This window comes from Stenotrophomonas sp. FW305-3-2-15-E-LB1 (assembly GCF_058787375.1).
Genome location: NZ_JBYSZR010000045.1, coordinates 1 through 25217, shown reverse-complemented (window position 1 = coordinate 25217; position 25217 = coordinate 1). Strand labels below are relative to the sequence as shown.

At 69.3% G+C, this 25217-nt stretch carries 21 protein-coding genes; 7 read left to right on the top strand and 14 right to left on the bottom strand.

What is annotated here, in order from left to right; genetic code table 11:
* Positions 1 to 137 precede the first annotated feature (137 nt).
* The 4 genes from AC3WL7_RS20680 to AC3WL7_RS20665 all read right to left on the bottom strand — a co-directional run bounded on the left by AC3WL7_RS20680 (position 138) and on the right by AC3WL7_RS20665 (position 4261).
* A complete protein-coding gene (locus AC3WL7_RS20680) occupies positions 138 to 1022 on the bottom strand; it encodes an SPOR domain-containing protein (protein ID WP_079224976.1) in 885 nt (294 codons plus the stop codon).
* Positions 1023 to 1043: 21 nt separating this feature from the next.
* Positions 1044 to 2732: an arginine--tRNA ligase gene (argS, locus tag AC3WL7_RS20675; protein ID WP_492752882.1), complete on the bottom strand. Its 1689-nt coding sequence runs from the start codon at positions 2730 to 2732 to the stop codon at positions 1044 to 1046.
* 127 nt (positions 2733 to 2859) lie between these two features.
* Positions 2860 to 3564, bottom strand: a complete 705-nt coding sequence (gene radC, locus AC3WL7_RS20670) for a RadC family protein (RefSeq protein ID WP_079225481.1) — start codon at positions 3562 to 3564, stop codon at positions 2860 to 2862.
* 70 nt (positions 3565 to 3634) lie between these two features.
* Positions 3635 to 4261, bottom strand: coding sequence for a response regulator (locus AC3WL7_RS20665; protein ID WP_492752879.1), 627 nt, complete (start codon positions 4259 to 4261; stop codon positions 3635 to 3637).
* 227 nt (positions 4262 to 4488) lie between these two features.
* Between AC3WL7_RS20665 and coaBC the strand changes: the two genes are divergently transcribed.
* Genes coaBC through AC3WL7_RS20650 form a run of 3 tightly spaced genes read left to right on the top strand, consistent with a single transcriptional unit; the run spans position 4489 to position 8612 of the window.
* The gene (coaBC, locus tag AC3WL7_RS20660; RefSeq protein WP_079224981.1) at positions 4489 to 5757 is read left to right on the top strand and encodes a bifunctional phosphopantothenoylcysteine decarboxylase/phosphopantothenate--cysteine ligase CoaBC; all 1269 of its coding nucleotides are present in this window, start codon (positions 4489 to 4491) and stop codon (positions 5755 to 5757) included.
* The gene (gene dut, locus AC3WL7_RS20655) at positions 5754 to 6242 is read left to right on the top strand and encodes a dUTP diphosphatase (RefSeq protein WP_079224983.1); all 489 of its coding nucleotides are present in this window, start codon (positions 5754 to 5756) and stop codon (positions 6240 to 6242) included. The genes coaBC and dut overlap by 4 nt, the downstream gene beginning before the upstream one ends.
* Before the next feature lie 12 nt (positions 6243 to 6254).
* The gene (locus AC3WL7_RS20650; RefSeq protein ID WP_492752877.1) at positions 6255 to 8612 is read left to right on the top strand and encodes a phosphomannomutase/phosphoglucomutase; all 2358 of its coding nucleotides are present in this window, start codon (positions 6255 to 6257) and stop codon (positions 8610 to 8612) included.
* 75 nt (positions 8613 to 8687) lie between these two features.
* Here AC3WL7_RS20650 and AC3WL7_RS20645 read toward each other — a convergent pair whose 3' ends face one another.
* From AC3WL7_RS20645 to pyrE, 8 genes are all read right to left on the bottom strand, one after another.
* Complete coding sequence (locus AC3WL7_RS20645) at positions 8688 to 9401, bottom strand: response regulator transcription factor (protein ID WP_079224994.1); 714 nt, start codon at positions 9399 to 9401, stop codon at positions 8688 to 8690.
* Entirely contained in the window at positions 9382 to 12042 is a 2661-nt protein-coding gene (locus AC3WL7_RS20640) for an ATP-binding protein (protein ID WP_492752875.1), read from the bottom strand. The genes AC3WL7_RS20645 and AC3WL7_RS20640 overlap by 20 nt, the downstream gene beginning before the upstream one ends.
* A 51-nt stretch (positions 12043 to 12093) precedes the next feature.
* Complete coding sequence (kdpC, locus tag AC3WL7_RS20635; RefSeq protein WP_492752873.1) at positions 12094 to 12741, bottom strand: potassium-transporting ATPase subunit KdpC; 648 nt, start codon at positions 12739 to 12741, stop codon at positions 12094 to 12096.
* A complete protein-coding gene (gene kdpB, locus AC3WL7_RS20630) occupies positions 12738 to 14786 on the bottom strand; it encodes a potassium-transporting ATPase subunit KdpB (protein WP_492752871.1) in 2049 nt (682 codons plus the stop codon). Before kdpB ends, kdpC begins: the two co-directional genes overlap by 4 nt.
* Before the next feature lie 10 nt (positions 14787 to 14796).
* Positions 14797 to 16506 carry a potassium-transporting ATPase subunit KdpA gene (gene kdpA, locus AC3WL7_RS20625; protein WP_492752868.1) on the bottom strand — a complete coding sequence of 570 codons (1710 nt, stop codon included), beginning with the start codon at positions 16504 to 16506 and terminating at the stop codon, positions 14797 to 14799.
* Between the two features lie 12 nt (positions 16507 to 16518).
* Positions 16519 to 16611: a potassium-transporting ATPase subunit F gene (locus AC3WL7_RS20620; RefSeq protein WP_079225483.1), complete on the bottom strand. Its 93-nt coding sequence runs from the start codon at positions 16609 to 16611 to the stop codon at positions 16519 to 16521.
* A 207-nt stretch (positions 16612 to 16818) separates the two neighbouring features.
* Positions 16819 to 17463, bottom strand: a complete 645-nt coding sequence (locus AC3WL7_RS20615) for a hypothetical protein (RefSeq protein WP_492752866.1) — start codon at positions 17461 to 17463, stop codon at positions 16819 to 16821.
* Between the two features lie 16 nt (positions 17464 to 17479).
* Positions 17480 to 18139: an orotate phosphoribosyltransferase gene (gene pyrE, locus AC3WL7_RS20610; protein WP_079225004.1), complete on the bottom strand. Its 660-nt coding sequence runs from the start codon at positions 18137 to 18139 to the stop codon at positions 17480 to 17482.
* A 162-nt stretch (positions 18140 to 18301) separates the two neighbouring features.
* Here pyrE and AC3WL7_RS20605 point away from each other — a divergent pair, with 162 nt between their 5' ends.
* From AC3WL7_RS20605 to AC3WL7_RS20595, 3 genes are all read left to right on the top strand, one after another.
* Positions 18302 to 19102: an exodeoxyribonuclease III gene (locus AC3WL7_RS20605; RefSeq protein WP_108758432.1), complete on the top strand. Its 801-nt coding sequence runs from the start codon at positions 18302 to 18304 to the stop codon at positions 19100 to 19102.
* A complete protein-coding gene (locus AC3WL7_RS20600; RefSeq protein ID WP_492752863.1) occupies positions 19099 to 20394 on the top strand; it encodes an AmpG family muropeptide MFS transporter in 1296 nt (431 codons plus the stop codon). Before AC3WL7_RS20605 ends, AC3WL7_RS20600 begins: the two co-directional genes overlap by 4 nt.
* Positions 20395 to 20471: 77 nt before the next feature.
* Entirely contained in the window at positions 20472 to 20702 is a 231-nt protein-coding gene (locus tag AC3WL7_RS20595; protein WP_079225485.1) for a hypothetical protein, read from the top strand.
* Between the two features lie 66 nt (positions 20703 to 20768).
* On the opposite strand, the gene AC3WL7_RS20590 is transcribed toward AC3WL7_RS20595, so the two are convergent.
* A complete protein-coding gene (locus AC3WL7_RS20590; protein WP_492752859.1) occupies positions 20769 to 21896 on the bottom strand; it encodes an anhydro-N-acetylmuramic acid kinase in 1128 nt (375 codons plus the stop codon).
* A 67-nt stretch (positions 21897 to 21963) separates the two neighbouring features.
* A complete protein-coding gene (locus tag AC3WL7_RS20585; protein ID WP_492752857.1) occupies positions 21964 to 23436 on the bottom strand; it encodes a M23 family metallopeptidase in 1473 nt (490 codons plus the stop codon).
* A 167-nt stretch (positions 23437 to 23603) separates the two neighbouring features.
* Here AC3WL7_RS20585 and tyrS point away from each other — a divergent pair, with 167 nt between their 5' ends.
* A complete protein-coding gene (tyrS, locus tag AC3WL7_RS20580) occupies positions 23604 to 24815 on the top strand; it encodes a tyrosine--tRNA ligase (protein WP_492752855.1) in 1212 nt (403 codons plus the stop codon).
* Positions 24816 to 25217: the final 402 nt, after the last annotated feature.

Below are 25217 nucleotides of genomic sequence, written 5' to 3'. Positions count from 1 at the left end.
ATGCTTGTCGGTCCCTCCACCCTGGCTCCTACATACCTCGTAGGAGCCGGGGGGAACATACAAGCCCATGCTCGGCTCTACCGAAGCAAAAAAAAGCCGGGCAATGCCCGGCTTTTTTCATGCAGACCCGCAGAACGTCACTGCGCCTTGATCGCCATCGCCTGCAGCCCGGTGCCATCCAGCTTCTGCTTGGCTTCGGACAGCTCGCCGGCACTGCCGTAGGGCCCCATGCGCACGCGGTACACGGTCTTGCCGTTGATCTGCGCCGATTCCACCCGTGCCGCCAGGCCCATCATCGCCAGCTTGGCCTTGGTCGCTTCGGCATCGCCGGACGCCCCGAAGGCGCCGGCCTGCAGGATGTAGCGCGCGTTGTCGGCGGCAGCGGCCGGTGCGGCAGCGGCCGCCTGCGCAGCCTCCGCACGCGCGGCCGGCGTGGTCGCAGCGGTGCTGGTGCTGGCCGGTGCCGCCGCCGATGCCGACGGCGTGGCCGGGCGTTCGCTCAGCGGTGCCGGCAGCGGGCGTGCGGCAGGGGTGGCCGGGGTCGCGGTGGCCACGCTGGGGGTCGCCGCCGGTGCTGCAGCCGCCGCCGCCGGAACCGGCTTGCCTTCCAGTGCGGCCTGCGCGCGCTGCGCCTCGGCCTTGGCCCGGCGCAGTTCCTCGGCGCGCGTGCTGGCGGCCAGCTCGGCGTCGGACATTTCCACTTCCTTGCCCGGCAGCAGGGTGTAGAAGTCGTACTGGGTGGCTGCAGGCTTGGCCGGTTCGGCCGGCTTCGGCGTAGCCGGTGCTTCCACCGGCTGGCTGCCGACATCGCTGTCGGCATCGGCAACCGGGGCCGGCTGCGCGTTCGGGTTCGGCTGCGGTCCCGCGCGCAGGAAGCCATCGCCTTCGCCCTTGAACAGGTTCGGCGCCGCCAGGAACACCACCGCAGCAATCGCCACGCCCGCGACCAGCCACACCCATCCGGGTGTGCCCTGGCTGCTGCTGTTGCGTCGTGCCTGGCTTTTGCCGCGTCGTGCTGCCATGTGTACTGCGTCTCCTGAGACTTACATTTTTTCCGGGGCGCTGACGCCCAGGAGGTCGAGGCCATTGGCCAGTACCTGGCGCGCGGCGCAGGCGAGGGTCAGCTTGGCATTGCGGTCGGTGGCGTCGTCCACCAGCACCGGCGTCCCGTGATACCACGTGTGGAAGGCGTGCGCCAATTCACGCAGGTACTGCGCCACCAGGTGCGGTTCGAGCGCCACGCCAGCCGCTTCCACCACTTCCGGGTACCGCGAGATCTCGTTCATCAGCAGCAGCGAGGCGTCGTCGGCCAGGCGGCCGAGGTTGCCCAGGCCGTTGCCCTGGTCGTACACCAGGCCCTTCTCCTGCGCCTGGCGCAGCAGGCTGCAGACGCGGGCATGCGCGTACTGCACGTAGAACACCGGGTTGTCGTTGCTCTGCTGGCGGGCCAGGTCGATGTCGAAGGTCAGCTGCGAATCGGGCTTGCGCGCGATCAGGAACCAGCGGGTCGCATCGCGGCCGGCTTCGTCGATCAGGTCGCGCAGGGTGAAGTAGCTGCCGGCACGCTTGGACAGCTTCACTTCCTCGCCGCCACGCATGACGGTGACCATCTGGTGCAGCACGTATTCCGGCCAGCCCTGCGGGATGCCCACTTCCATGGCCTGCAGGCCGGCACGCACGCGCGCCAGCGAACCGTGGTGGTCGGCGCCCAGCTCGGTGATCGCGCGCTCGTAGCCGCGCTGCCACTTGGACAGGTGGTAGGCCACGTCCGGCACGAAGTAGGTGAAGGTGCCGTCGGACTTGCGCATCACGCGGTCCTTGTCGTCACCGAAGTCGGTGCTGCGCAGCCACAGCGCGCCGCCTTCCTCGTAGGTGTGGCCCGAGGCCTGCAGCTTGGCCACCGCTTCGGCGACCTTGCCGTCGGCGTACAGCGAGCTTTCCAGGAAGTAGATGTCGAAGTCGACGCCGAACGCAGCCAGGTCCAGGTTCTGCTCGTTGCGCAGGTAGGCCACGGCGAAGCGGCGGATCGCGGTCAGGTCGTCCGGATCCTTGGCGCCGACCACCATGGTGCCTTCCAGGTCCACGCTGGCGCCGGCCAGGTAGGCACGGGCGACGTCGGCGATGTACTCACCGCGGTAGCCGCCTTCCGGCCAGCCGTCCTGGTCCGGTGCGATGCCCTTGATGCGGGCCTGCACGGACAGCGCCAGATTCTCGATCTGCACGCCGGCATCGTTGTAGTAGAACTCGCGCTTGGCGTTCCAGCCGTTGGCATCGAGCACGCGGGCCACGCAGTCGCCGATCGCCGCCGCGCGGCCGTGGCCGACATGCAGCGGACCGGTCGGGTTGGCCGACACGTACTCCACGCCCACCGTGCGGCCATTGCCGGACAGGTTGCGGCCGTAGTCGTGGGCTTCCTTGATGACCGAGGCGGCTTCGCGCTGGTACGCGGCCGGGGCCAGGTGGAAGTTGATGAAGCCGGGGCCGGCGATCTCGACCTTGCTGACGTCCTCGCTGCGCGGCAGCGCTTCAACCAGCGCCTGGGCCAGTGCGCGCGGGTTGCTGCGCGCGGCCTTGGCCAGCAGCATGGCGGCATTGGTGGCGAAGTCGCCGTGGTCGCGGGTCTTCGGGCGCTCGACCACGAAGTCCGGCGGCAGGGAGTCAGCGGGCAGGGTGCCATTGGCGCGCAAGGCTTCGATGCCTTGGCTGATCAGGGCGCGGAGGAGATTTTTCACGAGGCCTGCTGTGAGAATGAGCGGCGGAATCGCCCATTTTAGCGCAGATGCCGGCGCGTACGCTGACCGGGGCCTGCCCATGTGAACGCGCGCGGCCTCCGCCGGCCGGGCGCCCCGGGCCCGGGCGTCATCCGAACAGGCGCGGTTGCAGCTGCGGCAGGAGGCCGCGTTCAGCAAATGAAACCGGCCGCCCCTCGCCGATCACGAAGTGGTCCAGCAGGCGGATATCGACCAGGGCCAGGGCCTGCTGCAACTCCTCGGTGATGCGTGCATCGGCGCCGGAGGGTTCAGGGTCGCCGGAGGGGTGGTTGTGGCTGAGGATGACCGCCGCGGCGTTGTGCAGCAGGGCCCGCCGCACCACCTCGCGGGGGTAGACCGGGGCGGTGTTGATGGTGCCGGCAAACAGTTCCTCGCAGGCGATCAGGCGGTGCCGGTTGTCCAGGAACAGCACCAGGAACAGTTCACGCGCCTGCCCGCGCAGCCGGTGCTGCAGGTAGCGGCCGACCGCCAGCGGGTTGTCGCCCACACTCTCGCCGTGGGCCAGTTCGGCGGCCAGGTAGCGGTGGGCCAGCTCCAGGCCGGCTGCCAGCGTGCAGCTGCGCGCCGGCCCCAGCCCGGGCAGGCGGGCCAGCTTGGCGGCGGGGCGGTCCAGCAGCACCCGCAGCGGGCCGTGGCTGCCGAGCAGATCGCGCGCGGTCTGCACCGCATCGCGGCCACCGAAGCCGGAGCCGAGGAACAGGGCCAGCAGTTCGGCATCGGACAGGGCTGTGGGGCCGCGCGTCAGCAGCTTCTCGCGCGGGCGTTCGTCGATGGGCCAGTCATGGATGGGCATGGCCACATGGTGGCTGCCCCCGCCCGCGCCAGCCATCGGCGTTTGCCGCCTGCGGCGGTCAGTCGATGCCTCAAGCGCGCTGGGCCTGCAGGTAGTCGTACAGCTCCTGGTTGTTGTCCAGGCCCAGCTTGCGCATGGCCTCGGCCTTCTGGCGGCTGATGGTCTTGGCGCTGCGGCCGGTGTGTTCGGCCACGGCGTTCACGCTCAGCCCGTCGCCCAGCAGGTCCAGCACCTCCTGTTCGCGTGCCGACGGCGCGCAGGGCACCCGCTGCAGCAGCAGGTCGCGGGATTCCAGCAGGCGGCGAAGCTGCCTGGAAACGAACGTGCGCCCGGCGATGGCGGCGCGCAGGGCCCGTGGCAGTTCGGCGAAATCGGCGCGCTTGTCGATCAGCCCCTGCACGCCGTCGCGCAGCAGGCCATCGAGCAGGCCGGGATGGCGCGCGCTGGTCAGCACCACCACGGGCAACGCCGGGTAGCGGTGCCGCAGCGTGCCCAGCAGTTCGGGGCCATCGGGCCCGGTGCCGGGCATCGCCAGGTCGGTCAGGACCGCATGGCAGGGTCGGCGGGCCACCAGGTCCAGCAATGCCGCTCCGTCGGAGGCGGCACCGGTCACGCACATGTTGTGGCGTTCGAGCACGATGCGGATGCCGTGCAGTACGACCGGATGGTCGTCGGCGATGATGATGCGCGGTGGCACGGTGGGCTCCTCGGATAGCAGATGGCGCACCCGAGGGGGCCAGCATTGATTCTGCGGAAGCCGCGCCCGTTACAGGTATAGGAATGTTCTGAAACCTCAGCGCGACAATTCGGAAAATGAAGTAGTCGCAGCTCCATCTGCTGATAGCTGCGCGCTATGTGCGTTGTGTACCGGGACGTTACCGGCCATCGGGTAAGCTAGCGCCCTCGTTTGCACAGGATTTCCAGGTGGCTGATTCCCCCAACGCCCTCCCCGCGCCGGCCCGCGCGCTGGAAGGTCAGAAACTGCTGTTGTGCGTCGGCGGCGGGATCGCGGCCTACAAGGCACTGGAACTGGTCCGCCGCCTGCGTGACGCCGGGGCCCTGGTCCAGGTGGCGATGACCGCCGGTGCCCAGCAGTTCGTCACCCCTCTCAGCTTCCAGGCCCTGTCCGGCCAGCCCACCCGTACCACCCTGTGGGACAGTGCTGCCGAACAGGCCATGGGCCATATCGAACTGGCGCGCTGGGCCGACCGCATCGTGGTCGCGCCGGGCACCGCCGATCTGCTGGCACGCCTGGCCCAGGGCCACGCCGATGACCTGGTCAGCACCCTGTGCCTGGCCAGCACCGCGCCGCTCACCGTATGCCCGGCCATGAACCACCGCATGTGGCTGCACCCGGCCACCCAGGCCAACATCGCCCTGCTGCGCCAGCGTGGCGCGCAGGTCATCGGCCCGGTCGACGGGCCGCTGGCCGAGGGCGAATCCGGTCCCGGCCGGCTGGCCGAGCCGGGCGACATCGTCGCCGCGCTGGCCAGCCTGGGCGGCACCGCCCCGGCCGCCCGGCCCGCCGCGCCGGAAACCCGCGCGCTGCAGGGCCTGCGCCTGCTGATCAGCGCCGGCCCGACCTATGAAGACATCGACCCGGTGCGCTACGTGGGCAACCGCAGCAGCGGCAAGATGGGCTTCGCCCTGGCCGGTGCCGCCGCCGCCCTCGGCGCCCAGGTAGTGCTGGTCAGCGGCCCGGTGCAGCTGCCGACCCCGCCGGGCGTGCAGCGGGTGGACGTGCGCTCGGCCGCGCAGATGCGCGAGGCCGTGCTGAATGCGCTGCCGGCGGACATCTATATCGGCGCGGCCGCGGTGTCCGACTACACCCCGCGCCAGGTGGCCGCGCAGAAGCTGAAGAAGACCGCCGACAGCCAGTCGCTGGTGATCGAGCTGGTGCGCACGCCGGACATCCTGGCCGAGGTTGCCGCACAGACCCAGTCGCTGAAGCTGGTGGTCGGCTTCGCCGCCGAAACCCACGACGTGGAGAAGTACGCGCGTGGCAAGCTGGTCGACAAGCGCCTGGACCTGGTGATCGCCAACCAGGTGGGCATCAGCGGCGGCGGTTTTGAAAGCGACAACAATGCCGCCACTGCTTTCTGGCAGGACGGCGAACAGGTATTCCCGGCCACCTCCAAGCGCGAGCTGGCCGAACAACTGCTGGCGCTGATCGCGCGGAGACTCCAGGCATGACCCAGGCAACATCCACCCCGGTGGCCCCTCTGCAGGCATTGCAGGTGAAGCTGCTCGACCCGCGCTTCGGCGACAGCTGGCCGCTGCCGGCCTATGCCACCGAAGCCAGCGCCGGCATGGACCTGCGCGCGGCGCTGGAAACCGCGCTGACCCTGCAGCCGGGCGACACCGCGCTGGTGCCCAGCGGCCTGGCCATCCACATCGGCGACCCGAACCTGTGCGCCGTGATCCTGCCGCGCTCGGGCCTGGGCCACCGCCACGGCATCGTGCTGGGCAACGGCACCGGCCTGATCGATGCCGATTACCAGGGCCCGCTGCTGATCAGCGTCTGGAATCGCGGCCGCGAAGCCTTCACCATCGAGCCGGGCGACCGCATCGCCCAGCTGGTTGTCGTACCGATTGCCCGCGTCAGCCTGCAGGTGGTGGATACTTTCACCGACAGCGTGCGGGGAACGGGTGGATTCGGCCATACCGGGGTGCGTTGACGGGGGAAACTGATGAGCGGCAGCGGGGAAGGACGGCAGAAGCAGTCATTGGGGCGCAATGCGCCGTTGCTCGGTGCAGCGCTGTTGTTGCTGGCCGGCTGGTTCGGCTGGAGCGCGGTGCAGCAGTGGCGGCAGCAGGCCAGCGGGGACACCCTGGCGCAGGTACGCGACGAGGCGGTGCTGGGCGTGCAGCAGGCCGCATCCGGCCAGTTGCAGCAGCTGCAGCAGCATCTCAAGGGTGACCGCGTGCAGCAGTCGCTGCAGGCCGGCGACGCCGCCGGTGCCGCGCAGGCCCTGCGTGAAAGCTGGTCCGGGGTGGAGCAGGTGGACGTGCTGACGGCCGGACTGGCCGACGCCTACGCCGATGCCGCCACCTTCGGTTATGCCCGCCTGGCGCTGCTGGAGTCGGTCCTGGCCGACGGCAAGCCGGGGCTGCGCGTGGTCCGTGACGGCGGTGGCAACCGCCTCGGCCTGGCGGCACCGGTGCAGCTGGGCTCGCTGGGCCCGGCCGTGGTCTATGTACGGCAGCCGCTGCTGCGCCTGACCAGCCCGCTGGACCAGCTGCGCACGCCATCCAGTGGGTTCCTGTCGCTGCGCCAGGGCGCGCATGACATCGTTGCCCAGGGCAACACCAGCCTGTCCGACAGTGCCGAGGCAATGGCGCGGCCGATCAAGGGCACCCCGCTGCGGCTGACCGCCAGCGCACCCAACATCGAGCCGGGCCCGCTGGGCCTGGGCGCCCTGCCCAGTGCCATCGTGGCGCTGCTGCTGGCCTTCATCGCCGTGCTGCTGGTGGTGGGCCGGGGCCGCCTGCCGAAGTCGCTGCCGTTGCCGGCGCGTCGTGCTGCTGCGGCCGAGGCCGATCACGGCCCGACCCTGCGCGAAAGCCTGCAGATGGCTGCACCGGCCCTGCCGGCCGCCGATGCGGACGATGCTGGAGCCGGCACCCCGCCGGCCGTGCCGCCGCCGCCGCCGGTGGATCTGCCGGCCGGCATCTTCCGCGCCTACGACATCCGCGGCGTGGTGGGCACCGAGTTGAACGCGCGCAACGCCGCGCTGATCGGCCAGGCCATCGGTACCGTCGCCCTGGAACAGGGGCTGCGCGAGGTGGTGGTCGGTCGCGATGGCCGCCTGTCCGGCCCGGAACTGTCGGCCAGCCTGGCCGAGGGCCTGCGCCGTGCCGGCTGTTCGGTCATCGACATCGGCCTGGCGCCGACGCCGCTGGTCTATTTCGCTGCCTTCCACCTGCGCACGGGCACCTGCGTGGCGGTGACCGGCAGCCACAATCCGCCCGAGTACAACGGCTTCAAGGTGGTCATCGGCGGCGAAACGCTGTCCGGCGACGCGATCACCGACCTCTACCAGCGCATCAGCGAAGGACGCCTGGCACAGGCCGCTGCGCCGGGCGACTACCAGCAGCGCGAGGTCGCGGCCGACTACATCCAGCGCATTGCCGACGACGTGCAGCTGGACCGCCCGTTGAAGGTGGTGGCCGACGCCGGCAACGGCGTGGCCGGCGCGTTCGCCCCGCAGTTGCTGGAAGCGATCGGCGCCGAGGTCATCCCGCTGTACTGCGATGTCGACGGCACCTTCCCCAACCACCACCCCGACCCCAGCGAACCAGCGAATCTGGAAGACCTGGTGCAGACGGTCAAGCGTTTCGGTGCCGACCTCGGCGTGGCCTTCGATGGTGATGGCGACCGCCTGGGCGTGGTCACCGGCGAAGGCAGGATCATCTACGCCGACCGCCTGCTGATGCTGTTCGCCGCCGACGTGCTGATGCGCAACCCCGGCGCGATGGTGATCTACGACGTGAAGTGCACCGGCAAGCTGTCCGACCACGTGCTGCGCAACGGTGGAAGCCCGCTGATGTGGAAGACCGGGCATTCGCTGATGAAGGCGAAGATGCGCGAGACCGATGCCGAGCTGGCTGGCGAGATGAGCGGCCACTTCTTCTTCAAGGAGCGCTGGTTCGGTTTCGACGATGGCCTGTACGCCGCCGCCCGCCTGCTGGAAATCCTCGCCCAGCGCGAAGAGACCCCGCACGAGGTGCTGGAGGAACTGCCGGACATGGTGTCCACGCCGGAACTGAAGGTGCCGGTGGCGTCCGGCACGCCGCATGCGCTGGTGGCAATGCTGGTGGCCGCGGCGCAGTCGGAGGACAACCCGTACGCCGGTGGCCGCCTGTCGACCATCGACGGCCTGCGCGTGGACTACCCCGACGGCTGGGGCCTGGTACGTGCCTCCAACACCACCCCGGTACTGGTACTGCGCTTCGAAGGCAACGACACCGCCGCGCTGGAACGCATCCAGGCGCTGTTCCGCAGCCAGCTGCAGGGCCTGCTGGGCGACACCCCGCTGGGGTTCTGACCGGTGCTGGTGGGTGCCGACCGTCCTGGTGGGTGCCGACCGCTCTGGTGGGTGCCGACCGTTGGTCGGCACGGCTCACCCCTTGAACCTCAACCCCACCCCCGGCTCGGTGAACAGGTAGCGCGAATCCAGCGCCGAGTCGCCCAGCTTGTGCCGCAGCTTGCCGACCAGGATGCGCAGGTAGTGGGTGTCCTGCTGGTGGGTCGGCCCCCAGATCTCCTGCAGGATCTGCGGCTGGGTCACCACCCGCCCGGCATTGCGCAGCAGCAGTGACAGCAGCGCGTATTCCTTGCGGGTCAGCGCCACCGGCTCGCCGTCGATCGCCACCTCGCGGCGCACCAGGTCCACGTGCAGGTGGCCATCGTCGAACACCGGCGGGGTGCCATCGCTGGGCACGCTGCGGGTGCGCAGCAGCGCCCGCACCCGCGCCATCAGTTCCTGCGTGCCGAACGGCTTGGTCACGTAGTCATTGGCGCCGGTATCCAGCGCCCGCACTTTCTCGTGCTCGCCCGCGCGCACGGTCAGCATGATCACCGGCACCTGGCTCCACTGCCGCAGCTGCGCCAGCACCTCGTGGCCTTCCATGTCCGGCAGGCCGATATCCAGGATCACCAGATCCATGTCCTCGCTGGCGGCCATGTCCAGGCCTTCCTGGCCCGTGGCGGCCTGGCGCACCTGGTAGCCCTGCGCGCGCAGGCTGATGTCCAGGAACCGGCGGATCTGGGTTTCATCGTCGATCACCAGCACGCGCGCGGCTGGCACGCTGGCATCAATCGGGGTCGGGCTCATCGTGGGCGGCTGGCTTGAGCAGGGGCAGGGTGATGCGGATCAGGGTACCGCGACCGTCGCGTCCCGGCAGCGCCTGCACGCTGCCGCCATGGGCGCCGATCATGCCCTGGCAGATGGTCAGGCCCAGGCCGGTACCGTGGCGGCCGCGGTCGCCGCGCTCGACGCTGTAGAACATGTCGAAGATGCGCGCGCGCTCGTCATCGGGAATGCCGGGGCCGGCATCGATCACGTCGATGCGCAGCTGGCCATCCAGCTCGCGCGCCAGCACCTGCACCGGCGCATCGGGCGGCGAGAACTTGGCCGCGTTCTCCATCACGTTGAACACCGCCTGTTCCACCAGCGCCGGGTGCACCCAGATCGGCGCCAGCGTGGCCGGGATATCCAGTTCCAGCCGCACCTTGGGCTGGTAGCGCTGCAGGCGGCGCGCGGCCGAACCGATCAGCTCGTCCACGCCGATCCAGTCGCGGTGGATGGTCAGCCCTTCGTGGCCCAGCCGGGTCATGTCCAGCAGGTTCTGGATGTAGCGGTCCAGCCGCTCGCCTTCCACCAGGATGGTGTCCAGCAGCGCACGCCGGTCGGCCGCGTCCATCGCCGTGCCATAGCTGGCCAGGCTGTCGGCCGAACCGATCATCGCCGCCAGCGGGGAGCGCAGGTCATGCGACACCGAAGAGAGCAGGGCCGAACGCAGCCGCTCGGTCTCGTTGCTCACGTGGGCCTGTTCCAGTTCGGCCACCAGCTGCGTGCGCAGCGCGGCCTGGGCGATGTCGTCGACCATGGCCTCGGCCAGCTGGCGCTGCTCGGGCAGCAGGCGGGCCTGCGCACCGGGCAGGTACAGCCCGGCTACGCCGACGGCGCGGTCTTCGCCATCCAGCAGCGGCAGGAACCACCACTGCGCGCCGGCCAGGGTATCGGTGAAGCGGCCGCTGGGCTGGCGATGGCGCAGGGCCCAGTCGGCGGCGGCCAGGTCGGTGTCGCCGGGCTGGGCGCCGCCGCCAGTGGCGGTGTCAGCGCCGATCCGCAGCCAGGCCGGCACGTCCATGGCCTGTTCCAGCGCCTGCCGGCCGGCCTGCGCCACCTCGCCGTTGCCGGCCGCGCTGGCCAGCTGCCGGCCCAGCTGCTGGCGTGCGCGCGCATGCCGGTTGGCCGCGCGCAGGGCGATCACCTGCATGCGCAGGCGCGAGGCCAGGCGCCCGGCCACCAGCGCGGCCGCCAGGAACAGGAAGACGGTGATCACGCCCTGCCGCGCGCCGATGGCGAAGGTGAAGCGCGGCGCGATGAACAGGAAGTTGTAGGCCAGGAAACACAGGATGGCTGCCATCACCGCCACGCTGGCACGGGTGCGTGCGGCCACCAGTACCACCGCCACGATGAACACCATCGACAGGTCGGCCATCCCCACCCAGCGTTCGCCCAGCCACGCCACGCCGCAGGCCAGCGCCGTGGCCAGCAGTGCCTGCAGCGGCTCGTGGCTGATGCCGCGCATCGGTGGCAGCAGGCCTTCGCGTCGCGCGCGCGCACGCGCCTGCGGCGTGCTGATGATCGTGATCTCGTAGTGCGCGCCGCGCTGGATCAGCTGCTGGGTCAGGGTGCGGTTGAACATCCGTGCCAGCGGCCGCTCGCGGGTCCGCCCCAGCACCAGCGTCGACACGCCGTTGTGCGCGGCATGGTCGAGCAGGGCATCGGCGATGCTCGAGCCATGCAGCAGTTCGGCGTCGCCGCCAAGCCGCCGGGCCAGCGCGAAGGCCGCATCGATCTCGCGCCGGGTCGCCTCGTCCTGGCGCCGGCCCTGCACGGTCACCACCGTCCACGGCGCATCGCGGCGTTCGGCGATGCGCCGCGCCACGCGCACCAGGTATTCGCTCTGGCCGCCGCCATCGATGGCCACCAGCACGCCGCGGCGCAGCGGCAGGTTGCCTTCGCCGCGGGCGGCGCGGGTTTCGCGCAGGCTGCTGTCGACCCGGTCGGCGGCCTCCTGCATCGCCAGTTCGCGCAGCGCGGTCAGGTTGGCCGGCGAGAAGAACGCCTGCAGCGCCTGCGCAGCCTGTTCGGGAACATACACCTTGCCCTGCTGCAGGCGCGCGATCAGTTCGCGCGGCGGCAGGTCCACCAGCACGATGTCATGCAGGCGGTCGAGCACGCCGTCGGGCACGGTTTCGCTCACCCGCACGCCGGTGATGCGCATCACCACATCGTTGAGGCTTTCCAGGTGCTGGATGTTGACCGTGGTCCAGACGTCGATGCCGGCGTCCAGCAGTTCCATCACGTCCTGCCAGCGCCGTTCATGGCGGCTGCCCGGCGCGTTGCGATGGGCCAGTTCGTCCACCAGCACCAGCGCCGGATGGCGCTCCAGCACCGCATCGAGGTCCATTTCCTGCAGGGCATGGCCGTGGTAGGCCACGCCCTTCAATGGCAGTTGCGGCAGGCCTTCCAGCAGGGCCTGGGTATCGACGCGGCCGTGGGTTTCCACCACCGCCACCACCAGGTCCACGCCCCGGCGCAGCTGTTCCTGCGCGCGGGTCAGCATGGTGTAGGTCTTGCCCACGCCCGGCGCCGCGCCCAGGAACACCGTCAGCTTGCCGCCGGCTTCGCGCTGCAGGCCTTCCACCAGGGCATCGGCCTGGCGGGTACGTGCATCATTCATCGCAGCTGCTGTCATGGCCGCCATTGTGCGCGCCGCCGGTGCAGGCTGGCATCACGGCGCCCGTGCAGCGTGGTCCAGGGCGAAGTTCAGGGTCACCACGTTCACCCGCGGCTGCCCGAACAGGCCCCACTGGCGGCCTTCGGTGTGCGCCTGCACCAGCGCCTGCACGCGCTTCACCGGCAGGCCGCGCGCACGCGCCACGCGCGCCACCTGCACCTGCGCGGCAGCCGGCGACAGCTGCGGGTCCAGGCCGGCGCCGGACTGGGTGACCAGGTCAGCCGGCACCTGCGCCGGACTCACGCCCTCGCGCGCTGCCACCGCAGCGGTGCTGGCCGCCACGCGCTCGGCCAGTGCCGGGTTGCTGCGGGCCAGGTTGGAACCGGCCGCGGCCATCGGGTCGTAGTTGGCCGCCGATGGGCGCGCCTGGAAGTAGCCATCGCCGGTGAACGGCTGCGCCAGCCACGCCGAACCACGCACCTGGCCACTGCCATCGCGCAGCAGGCTGCCTTCGGCCTGGGTCGGGTAGCTCAGGCCGGCGAACCCGGTGGCGATGCCGGCGTAGACCGCACCGGCCAGCAGCAGGGTGGCCAGGCCCAGGCCGATCGCCGGGCGCCAGGTGGCATCGTCCTGCAGGCGCGCCACGCGGGCCTCGGCCGCGTGTTCGCGGGGCAGGGAGGAAGAGGAGACAGAACGGTTCATGCGCCGGATACCAGGACAAGAAGGAGGTCGATGGCCTTGATCGCCGCGAACGGCAGCAGCACGCCCCCCAGGCCGTACACCAGCATGTTCCGGCGCAGCAGCGCGGTTGCGGTGGCCGGGCGGAAGCGCACGCCACGCAGGGCGAGCGGGATCAGGGCAGGAATCACCAGGGCGTTGAAGATCAGCGCTGCCAGTACCGCGTTGCGCGGGCTCGACAGCTGCATCACGTTCAAGGCGGCCATGGTCGGGACCGCAGCGGCAAACAGCGCCGGCAGGATCGCGAAGTACTTGGACACGTCGTTGGCCAGCGAGAAGGTGGTCAATGCGCCGCGGGTGATCAGCTGCTGCTTGCCCACTTCCACCACCGCCAGCAGCTTGGCCGGGTCCGAATCGAGGTCGACCATGTTGCCGGCCTCCTTCGCCGCCTGCGTGCCGGAGTTCATCGCCAGGCCGATGTCGGCCTGGGCCAGGGCCGGCGCGTCGTTGGTGCCGTCGCCGACCATCGCCACCAGGCGGCCACCGGCCTGCTCCTGGCGGATGCGTGCCAGCTTGTCTTCGGGGCGTGCCTCGGCGATGTAGTCATCCACGCCGGCCTCGGCCGCAATGGCCGCGGCGGTCAGCGGGTTGTCGCCGGTGATCATCACCGTGCGGATGCCCATCGCCCGCAGCTGCGCGAACTTCTCGCGCATGCCGTGCTTGACCACGTCCGACAGCTCGATCACGCCCAGCACGTGGCGGCCCTCGGCCACCACCAGCGGAGTGGCACCGTTGCGCGCCACCTGCTCGACGCGCCCGGCCAGCTCGGCCGGCACCGTACCGCCCAGCGCCTGCACGTGGTTGCGGATCGCATCCAGCGCGCCCTTGCGGATCTGGCGTCCATGTTCCAGGTCAACGCCGGACATGCGGGTCTGCGCGCTGAAGGCCAGGTAGTCGGCCTGCTCCGGTTCGGCGGTGGCGCAGCCCTGCTCGCGCGCCAGGCGCACGATCGACTTGCCTTCCGGCGTCGGGTCGGCCAGCGAAGAGAGCAGTGCCGCTTCGCGCAGCTGGCTGGCGTCGATGCCGGCCAGCGGGTGGAAGTGGCTGGCCTGGCGGTCGCCGTAGGTGATGGTGCCGGTCTTGTCCAGCAGCAGCACGTCCACATCGCCGGCCACTTCCACCGCCTTGCCCGACTTGGCCAGCACGTTGGCGGCCAGCGCACGGTTCATGCCGGCAATACCAATCGCCGGCAGCAGGCCACCGATGGTGGTCGGGATCAGGCACACCAGCAGCGCGATCAGCAGCAGCGGATCGACCTGCACGCCCACGGCCGCACCGATGGCCGGCAGGGTCGCCACCACCACCAGGAAGGTCAGCGTCATCGCTGCCAGCAGCAGGGTCAGCGCGACCTCGTTGGGGGTCTTCTGCCGGTTGGCCCCTTCCACCAGCGCGATCATCCGGTCCAGGAAGCTGTGGCCCGGCTCGGCGGTCACCCGCACGATGATCTGGTCGGACAGCACCTTGGTGCCGCCGATCACGCCGGAGCGGTCGGTACCGGCCTCGCGCAGCACCGGCGCCGATTCACCGGTCACCGCCGCTTCGTTGATGGTGGCCAGCCCCTGCACGATCTCGCCATCGGCCGGCACCAACTCACCGGCACTGACGATCACATGGTCGCCCGGGCGCAGCTCGGCGGCCGGCACCTGCGCTTCGGCGGCTCCCGGCTGCGGAGCGGCCAGGCGGCGCGCCACCAGGTCCTGGCGGGCCCGGCGCAGAGATGCGGCCTGGCCGCGGCCACGTGCCTCGGCCACGGCTTCGGCGAAATTGCCGAACAGCACGGTCACCAGCAGGATCGCGGTCACTGCCAGGCCGAAGCCCAGCGGCGCGTTGCCGGTCAGGGTGACGATGGCGGCGACGATCGTGCCGGCCATCACCACCGCCATCACCGGGCTGCGCACCAGGTGCATCGGAGCGAGCTTGCGCACCGCTTCGACCAGCGCACGGCGCAGGCCGGCGCCATCGAGCAGGGCAGGGCGGGAACTGCGGGAAGAACTTGCGTGGGTACTCATCAGGGTGTCCTTAGTGCAGTCCCAGGCTCAGGTGGTCGGCGATCGGGCCGAGTACCAGCGCCGGCATGAACTGCAGCACGGTCAGGATGACGATCACCGAGACCAGGGTCAGGGCGAAGGTCGGGGTTTCGATCTGCAGGCTGCCGGCAGACTCCGGTGCCTGGCGCTTGGCCGCCAGCTGTGCAGCTACCACCAGCGGGATGATCAGCAGCGGGAAGCGGCCCAGCAGCAGCACCAGCGAGCAGCTCAGGTTCCACCACGGCGTGGCGTCGCCCAGCCCTTCGAAGCCCGAGCCGTTGTTGGCATAAGCCGAGACGTACTCGTAGAAGACCTGGCTGATGCCATGGAAGCCGGGGTTGGAGGTGCCGGAAAGGCCGGGCACGGCCAGGGTGATCGCGGTGAACACCAGCAGGGTGATCGGCTGCAGCAGCACCAGCAGGGCCAGCAGGCGCACCTGCGGTGTTTCCAGCTTGCGGCCGAACAGCTCAGGCGTGCGCCCGGTCATCAACCCGGCCAGGAACACGCCCAGCAGCAGGTAGACGATGAACTGCTGCAGGCCGCAGCCGATACCGCCCCAGATCGCGCTGACCAGCATGTTGACCATCGCGATGCCACCGCTCAGCGGCGCCAGCGAATCGTGCATGCCGTTCACCGAGCCGTTGGAGACCTGGGTGGTCACTGCCGCCCACAGCGCGGTGCCGTCGGCGCCGAAGCGCACTTCCTTGCCTTCCATCAGCAGCGGCGTGGCCGCGCTGGCGCTGTGGCCCTCGCTCCACATCATCGCGCCGGTGGACAGCAGCGACATGCCGAGCATGCAGCTGAACACCAGCGCGCCGAAGCGGCGTCGGCCGGTGAACGCACCGATCATGAAGATCACCGACATCGGGATCAGCAGGATGCCCACCACCTCCAGCAGGTTCGACACCGGGGTCGGGTTCTCCAGCGGGAAGCTGCTGTTCGGGCCGTACCAGCCGCCGCCGTTGGCGCCCAGCTGCTTGGCCGCGACCATCGCCGCCACCGGGCCCAGCGGCAGTTTCTGCTGCGCCATGCCGGCGCTGGCGTCGATCGGCGTGGCCTGCGGGCCGCCGGCCATCGTCGAGGGCACGCCCTGGCTGGTCAGCAGCAGGGTCCAGACCAGGCACAGCGGCAACAGGAAGCGCACGCACAGGCGCACCACGTCCACGTAGTAGTTGCCCACCGGCACCTGCCGGTCGCCGCCGGCCGCGGGCGCCGCCACGGTCTGCGGCGCACGCGCGAACAGCGCCCGCAGCGTCGCCACCGCCAGCGCCAGGCCCATCATCGGCGTCACCACCTGGAGGCCGGTGATGCCGGTCATCTGCGAGAGGTAGGACAGCTGCGCCTGGCCCGAGTAGTGCTGCTGGTTGGTGTTGGTCAGGAACGAGATCATCGTGTGCAGCGCGGTGTCCCAGCGCATGTTCGGGATCTGGTCCGGGTTCAATGGCAGCCAGGCCTGGGTCATGAACACCGCCTGGGTCAGCACGGCCACCACCACGTTGCTCAGCACGAAGGCCAGCACGTAGCCGCGCCAGGACATCGAGCGCGCGGCATCCACGCCGAACAGCCGGTACAGCGGTTTTTCGATCCAGTGGAACAGCACGTCCACCTTCATCGGCGCGCCACGCATCACGCGCGCCAGGTACAGGCCCAGCGGCCAGGCCAGCAGCAGGCTGGCAGCAAGAATCACAAGCATCTCAGTCATGGCAGGCTCCGCTCAGAACGACTCGGGCCGCAGCACGACATAAAGGAGATAGGCGGCGGCAACCAGCACCAGCACGCCACAGAACAACGACAGCCAGGGGGACATGGGAAATGCGTCCTGGTGGAACCCCTCCACCTCAGGCCGCCATCGTCGTCCTGCCCCCCATAAACGCACTACGCGCCGGACGGGGCCGGCGCGTAAAGAGTGCATAAATTCGGTGGCCCGCCCCGTTGTAGTGCCGAGCCCATGCTCGGCAGGCCGTCGGTTGTAGAGCCGAGCCCATGCTCGGCTCCACGGCAGATCAGCCAGCCCTCAACCGCCCGGGGCCATGCCCTTCAGTTCGCGGTAGCGCTGCAGGCTGGCGTCGATCTCGGCCTTCAGCGTCACCTGCTGCTGCTCGAAGCTGGCCTGCAGGCGCTGCTGTGCCTGCAGCTGGGCATGGCGCTGGCGGATCGCCTCGGCCTGCGTGTCACTCACCTTGCCGCCGGCCAGCTCGCGATCGCCCGCCGCCCCCAGCAGGGTCACCAGCGAATCCCGCAGGCTGGTGACGTTGTAGCGGGCGGTGCTCAGGTTGTTGTCGAGCACCTCCTGGCGCTCGTTGAACACCTTGCGCAGTGCATCCTCGCTGCCGTAGGTGGACAACATGGCCTGCTCGGTACGCTGCTTGGTCTGCGCTGCCATCTGGTCCAGCTGCGCCTGCGCCGCCACGGTGGCGGCAGCGGCGCGTTCGGCGTCGGTCAACGCGCGCTGTACCTGCGCGTTGCGCACGCCGCTGTTGGCATTGAACTCCTCACGGGCGTTGTTGACCGCGTCGGCCGGCAGCGAATCGCTGCAGATCCGCTCCTTGCCCTCGTTCCAGCAGTACAGCTTCTTTCCCGGCGCGCCGGACTGGGCCAGCAGGCTGGCCGGCAGCGCCAGCAGCAGGCTGGTGGCAACGATGGCAGGAACTCGGAACATGCGACCTTCCCCTGGGTCAGCGTGCGGAACGGACGCCGTACTGGGCCCGATAGGCTTCCAGCGGCTGCCGGTAGCCCACAAGTTCCGGGTTTCCGGAGGCGAAATCAAGCAGGTCGGCCAGGGTCGCCACGGCGATCACCGGGATGCCGGCTTCTTCGGCCACGGCCTGCGCGGCCGAGCGCGGGTCGGCTTCCGAGGCGATTTCCTGCCGGTCCAGCGCCACCACGATGCCGGCCGGGATGCCGCCCGCAGCGCGGATGATGGCCAGGGCTTCGCGGATGGCGGTGCCAGCGGTGATCACGTCGTCGACGATCAGCACGCGCTTGCCGGTCAGGTCAGCGCCGATCAGCTGGCCGCCTTCACCGTGGTCCTTCACTTCCTTGCGGTTGAACGACAGCGGCAGGTCGCGGCCACGCTGGGCCAGCTCGCAGGCCATCGCGGTGGCCAGCGGGATGCCCTTGTAGGCCGGGCCGAACACCACGTCGTACTTGATTCCGCTGGCGTCGATGGCGTCCGAATAGCAGGCGCCCAGCTGGGACAGCAGCGAGCCGGAGTCGAAACGACCGGCATTGAAGAAATAGGGGCTCAGCCGGCCGGACTTGAGGGTGAACTGGCCGAAGCGCAGGGCGTCGGCGGTCAGGGCCAGCTGCAGGAAACGGTGGCGGTGGTCGCTCATCAAACTCGATTCGTCTTCATTTGGAGCACAAATCCTAATCCAGCTGGGCGTTCCGCGCTCGCCTGGGACCCTGTGAAGGCCCTGCCGGGCCCGGCCGGCGGGCTGCGCGGGCCGCCGGGCAACCGGTATGCTTGCCCGGTTTCCCGCCGTAGGTTCATCCGCATGCGCATCATCAGCTTCAACGCCAATGGCATCCGCTCGGCCGCCACCAAGGGCTTCCTCGACTGGTTCCGGGCCCAGGACGCCGACGTTCTGTGCATCCAGGAGACCAAGGCACAGGAGGACCAGCTCACCGATCCGATGTTCCGCCCCGACGGCCACCACTGCTTCTACCGCGACGCCATCACCAAGAAGGGCTACAGCGGCGTGGCGATCTACAGCAAGCGCGAGCCGGACCAGGTCATCACCTCGCTGGGCTGGGCGCCGTTCGACGACGAAGGCCGCTACATCGAGGCCCGTTTCGGCAATCTCAGCGTGGTCTCCTTCTATATCCCGTCCGGCAGCTCGGGCGACCTGCGCCAGGGCTTCAAGTTCGAAGTGATGGAATGGCTGCGGCCGATCCTGGAGGAGTGGGCGCGCAGCGGCCGCGACTACGTCCTGTGCGGCGACTGGAACATCGTCCGCTCGGCGCTGGACATCAAGAACTGGAAGTCCAACCAGAAGAATTCCGGCTGCCTGCCCGAAGAGCGCGACTGGCTCAACGGCCTGTGTGCCGACCACGGCCAGGCCACCGACGTGGCCACCGGCCGCGGCTGGGCCGACGCCTACCGCCTGCTGCACCCCACCGGCGAGGATTACACCTGGTGGAGCAACCGCGGCGCGGCCCGCGCCAACAACGTCGGTTGGCGCATCGATTACCAGTTCATCACCCCCGGCCTGCGTGACCGCCTGCGCAGCTGCTCCATCTACCGCGACGAGCGCTTCTCCGACCACGCCCCGTTCACCGTGGACTACGACCTGTGAGCGAAGCCGCTGCAAAGCCCAGCTACAAAGGCTGGGCCGGGATCAAGCGCGCCTTCGGCACGCCCTCGGCCCTGACCATGGCCCTGCTGGGCTTCGGCAGCGGCCTGCCGTTCCTGCTGATCGCCTCGCAGACGCTTTCAACCCGCCTGCGTGATGTCGGCCTGGACCTGGGCAGCATCGGCCTGATCAGCCTGGCCAGCTTCTTCTACCTGCTCAAGTTCGTCTGGGCCCCGCTGCTGGACCGCTACGCGTTCCCGCTGCTGGCATTCCTCGGCCGCCGCCGCTCCTGGCTGCTGCTGTCGCAGGTGGCCGTGCTGATCGGCCTGGTCGCGCTGGCCTTCGTCCGCCCCGAACAGGGCGTGTGGCCGCTGGTGGCCTGGGTGCTGGTGGCGTCCTTCGCCGGCGCCACCCAGGATTCGGTGGTCGATGCCTACCGCATCGAGATCGCCCCGGAAACCGCACAGGCCGCGCTGGCTGCCACCTATACGCTGGGCTACCGCATCGGCCTGATCCTGGCCGGTGCCGGCGCGCTCTACCTGGCCCAGTTCGAAGGCTGGATCGTCGCCTACCTGGCCATGGCCGGGCTGATGCTGCTGCCGATCATCACCACCCTGGTGTGCCGCGAACCGGATCGCCCGGCGCAGGCCGTGCAGCGCCGGATCGACGTCGCCGAAGCCTTCATCAAGCCGATCACCAGCTTCTTCACCCACAACGGCATCGGCCTGGCGCTGGGCCTGCTGGCCTTCGTCGGGCTGTTCAAGTTCCCCGACCAGGTCATCGGCGTGATGGCCGGCCCGTTCTACCTGGATTCGGGCTTCGACAAGGCCGACATCGCCACCGTCTCCAAGCTGTTCGGCGTGTGGATGGGCATCGGTGGTGCCTTCCTTGGCGGTATCGCCGTGGCCGCCTTCGGCTTCCGCCGCATGCTGCTGGTGGCGGCGCTGGGCGTGGCCCTGTCCAACCTCGCCTTCCTGCTGATGGCGCACAACCCGGGCCAGCTGTGGGCGTTCTACGCCGCGCTCAGCGCCGACAACCTGTTCCAGGGCTTCGCCGGCACCGTGCTGGTGGCCTTCATGTCCTCGCTCACCGACCGCAACTTCACCGCCACCCAGTACGCCCTGCTGGTGTCGCTGGCCAACCTGCCGGGCAAGTTCGTCGGCGGCGTGTCGGGCTATATCGTCGAAGCCAGCTCCTACAGCACCTTCTTCATGCTCAGCGCGGTCACCGTGGTACCGACCCTGCTGCTGCTGGCCTGGCTGTGGCCGCGCATCCACGACCGCAGCGCCCCGTGATTGCCTGACTGCGCAACCTGCGGGATGATCGCCCGGGACGCGCCGAGGGGGCGGTGCCTTGCGAACGGGGAGTGAGCATGGCCGATGTAGTGCTGCGGGACGTGGACCCGCTGCTGTATGAACGTATCCGAAGGGTGGCCGTGGCGCGCGGCTGGAGCCACGAGCAGGCCTGTTCGGTGCTGCTCGAACAGGGCCTGCTGAGCAGCGAGCTGGAGGTCCGCTCCGGCTTCGGCGATCCCGAAGTGGACGCCCTGTCAGCGGCGATCGCCGCCCTGCAGGCCATGCCGGCGGGGCAGGGCTTCCGGTAGATCCACGCCATGCGTGGATGGCGCCGACGGGGTAGCGCCGGGCCACGCCCGGCCGATGGCATCACCTCACGCCAGATGGATCGCCCCGAGAATCCGCGGCCCTTTCGCCCCGGTCACGCTCGGCAGGTTGCCGGCCAGCCCATCCATCGTCCGCTGTGCCAGCCAGGCAAAGCCCATCGCCTCCACATACTCCGGGTCCAGCCCATGCACGGCGCTGGATTCCACTGCCACGCCCGGCAGCAGTGCCGCCAGCCGGCGCATCAGCTGCCGGTTGTGCACGCCGCCGCCGCAGACCAGCACCCGGCGGGTCTCCGGCTGCTGGGCCAGCAATGCATCGGCCACGGTCACCGCGGTCAGTTCCAGCAGGGTGGCCTGCACATCGGCGGCGGCGTACTCGCCTTCGCCCATGCGCGCCTCGGCCCAGGCCAGGTGGAACTGCTCGCGGCCGGTGCTCTTGGGCGGCGGCAGGTCGAACCACGGGTCCGCACGCCAGCTGGCCAGCAGCGGTGCATCCACCGCACCACTGGCCGCATAGGCCCCGTCGGCATCGAAGGTGCGGCCGGTATGGCGCTGGCACCAGGCATCCATCAGCGCATTGGCCGGGCCGGTGTCGAAGCCGCGCGGCACGCCCTGCCGGGGGATCAGGGTCAGGTTGCCGATGCCACCCAGGTTGAGCACCGCGCGGTCCTCGCCGGCCGTGCCCAGCATCGCCAGGTGGAAGGCCGGCATCAACGGCGCCCCATGGCCGCCAGCGGCCACGTCGCGGCGGCGGAAATCGGCCACCGTGGTGATCCCGGTCAGTTCGGCAATGCGGTTGCCATCGCCCAGCTGCACGGTGAAGGCCGGGTCAGCCAGCGGCCGGTGGCGCACGGTCTGCCCGTGCGAGCCGATCGCCCGCACCTGCCCGCGGTCCACGCCGGCCTCGTCCAGCAGCTGGTTGGCGGCGGCGGCGAAGTTGATCGCGATGCGCGCATCCAGTTCGCCCAGCTCCTCCACCGACTCCAGCGGACCGCCTTCGCCCAGCGCCACCAGCCGTGCGCGCAGCACCGGCTCCCAGCGGGCCGTCAGGCCACGCACGAAGCGGCAGCCGCCGCTGGCGGGGAACTGCACCAGCGCGGCATCGATGCCATCGGCGCTGGTGCCTGACATCAGGCCAAGGTAAAGGGGGGCATCAACGTCGACGGTCGTGTTCATGGCGGGCATAAAAAAAGGACGCGGCAAGCTTGGGCTGCCGCGTCCTTCCTCGTCAACGCAGCGCGGGTCAGCCGCGCTTGTGGCTGCTGCCCGGCTTGGCCTTGGCGCTGGCCACCTCGGTCGGCGCGGCCTCGCGGCTGCTCGGGGCCGGGCTGGCCTCGGCGTAGATCAGCTTCTCCATGCCCTGGATACGGGCCATGGCCGGCGCGGTCTGCGCACGGAAGGCCACCAGTTCGGCGCCCTTCAGCGGTTCCGGCGGCGGCATGGTCACCGTCAGCGGATTGCGGTGCTCGCCGTTCACGCGGAATTCGTAGTGCAGGTGCGGGCCGGTGGCCAGGCCGGTCGAACCGACATAGCCGATCACCGTGCCCTGGGCTACGCGCTGGCCGGTCTTGATGTTGGCAAAGCGCGACATGTGCCCGTACAGGGTGGTGTGGCCGCGGCCATGGTCGAGGATGACCACGTTGCCGTAGCCGCGCTGCACGCCGGCAAACTGCACGCGGGCGTCGCCGGCGGCCATGATCGGCGTACCGGTGCGCGCGGCGTAGTCCACGCCCTTGTGCATGCGCATCTTGCCCAGCACCGGGTGCTTGCGCGCGCCGAACGTCGAGCTCAGCCGCGCGAACGGGATCGGCATGCGGATGAAGCTCTTCTTCAGCGAACGGCCGTTGAGGTCGTAGTACTCCGACTTGCCACCGCGCTCGAAGCGGAAGCCCGAGTAGGTCTTGCCACCGGTGGTGAAGGTCGCCGCCAGGATCTTGCTGGTGTCGACCTTCTCGCCTTCGCGCCAGGTCTCGTCCATCACCACGCTGAAACGGTCGCCCGGCTGCAGGTCCTTGGAGAAGTCGATGTCGTACTTGAAGATGTCGTCGGTCATCGTCGCGATCGCCGACGGCGACAGCCCGGCCCGGCGGGCCGCGGCATACAGCGAGCTGGTGATCTCGCCGCTGGTGACCACCGTGCGCGTGGAGGTCTCGCGCTTGGTCACCTTTTCCTTGATGTCATCGCCGGCCAGGCTCAGTTCCACCCGGTTGTCGCCATCGCGGTCGAAGCGGATGCTGCGCAGGTCGCCCGAGAGCGGCATGTCGAAGGCGATCTCGGCCCCGGGGCGCAGCTTGGTCAGCGAATCACGCGCGCCCGGATGGTCCAGCACCCGGTGCAGGGTGCTGGCCGGGATGCCGGCCTGGTCGAACAGATCGCTCAGGGTCTGCCCGCGCTGCACCCGCAGCACCTGCCAGCTGTCGCCCGGGGTCTGCTGCTGGCGTGCCAGCGACAGCGGCGGCAAGGGCAGGGCCAGGCTGGTGTGGCTTTCCTGATAGGGCGAATCGATGGTGTGCGAGAAACCCGGCACGATCGTCGCCACCAGGGCGCCGATGGTGGCGAACAGGCTCGCGTGCACCCAATGGCGACGCGTCCAGCGTTCATTGAATGCGGCGGGGAGGTGCTGCCTGAGCTTCCGGTGCAGGGCGTTGTCGTGCAGGACGTGGAGACGTTCCTGGAAGCGCTGCTTGCGTGCGCGCCCTTGTTCGGAATTTTGCATCAGTGGTTTTTTCCTGCGGCCCGGGAGCGCGGGCCTGATCGCCGGTTACCATAGACACCTGAGAAAACCGCGTCAAACCCTTGTGCCTATTGGCTTTTGTGAAGCCGGATGGGTTAACTTGGCGTTAACACCCCACACAAGAAACGGCATAGCCGGGAGTAGTCACCGTGTCCTCGATTGAAGAAGCCCTTGCCCTGATCGGCCGTGGTGCCGACGAGATCCTCAAGATCGAGGATCTGCGTGCGCGCCTGCAGGAAGGCCGTCCGCTGCGGATCAAGGCTGGCTTCGACCCCACCGCGCCCGACCTGCACCTGGGCCACACCGTGCTGCTCAACAAGCTGCGCCAGTTCCAGGACCTTGGCCACCAGGTCATTTTCCTGATCGGCGACTTCACCGGCATGATCGGCGACCCGTCCGGCAAGAGCCTGACCCGCAAGCCGCTCAGCCGCGAGGACGTGCTGGCCAACGCCCGTACCTATGAGGAGCAGGTCTTCAAGGTGCTGGACCGCGAGAAGACCCAGGTGCGCTTCAACTCGGAGTGGTTCAGCACGATGGGCGCGGCCGACATGATCCGCCTGGCCAGCCAGCACACCGTAGCCCGCATGCTCGAGCGCGACGATTTCGCCAAGCGCTACGCCGCCCAGCAGTCCATCGCCATCCACGAGTTCCTGTACCCGCTGGTGCAGGGCTACGATTCGGTGGCCCTGGAAGCGGACGTCGAACTTGGCGGTACCGACCAGAAGTTCAACCTGCTGATGGGCCGCGGCCTGCAGGAACACCACGGCCAGAAGCCGCAGGTGGTGCTGACCATGCCGCTGCTGGAAGGCCTGGACGGCGTCAACAAGATGTCCAAGTCGCTGGGCAACTACATTGGTATCAGCGAACCGGCCATCGAGATCGTCACCAAGACCATGAAGGTCGACGACACCCTGATGTGGCGCTGGATCGAGCTGCTGTCCTTTGACATCAGCCAGGCCGAAGCAGTTTCGCTGCGTGAAGCGGTCGCCGCCGGCACTCTCAACCCGCGCGTGGTCAAGCTGCGCCTGGCGCGTGAACTGGCCACCCGTTTCCACGACGCGGCTGCGGCTGACCAGGCCATTGCTGGCTGGGAAGCGGCGGTGACCGGGCAGGGCGACATCACCCAGCTGCCGCTGCAGGACGTGGCCATTCCCGCCGAAGGCCTGCGTATTGCCGCTCTGCTGACCGCTGCCGGGCTGACCCCCAGCAACTCCGAGGCCAACCGCAAGCTCAAGGAGCGCGCGGTGAAGGTGGACGGTGAAGTGGTCGAGGATGGACAGCAGGTCCTGCAGCCCGGCTTCGAAGGCCTGCTGCAGGTAGGCAAGCGCACCTTCGCCCGCGTGCGCCTGGTTGCTGCCTGACACCTCCCTTATAGAGATGTAGAGCCGAGCCCATGCTCGGCTGCTCCTCGCGGAATGCCTCCACGGGCGTGATGGATGAACGGATGCAACATCCGTTGAAAAAAATCGCCACACCCCCTTCACAAACCCTGTGAATGGGGGCATACTTCTCCTCCCCCGTCGCAGGGGTCGCCACCAAGGGGCTTCAGCGACAACAGGGCCCCAGCACCGCCGAACGAGATGATCGAACGAAGGTGTTGACGGACTGAAAAAGTCTGGCATAATGGGCGGCTCGCTTCGAAGGAAACTTCGCAGCACACGGGAACGGCGCTGAGGCCACTTCCCCGGATCTTTGAAAGTATGCGCAGGTATCTTGTGAAGGCGCCTGCAGGAAGGATGACTGTCCATCTTGCAGACGTTTGA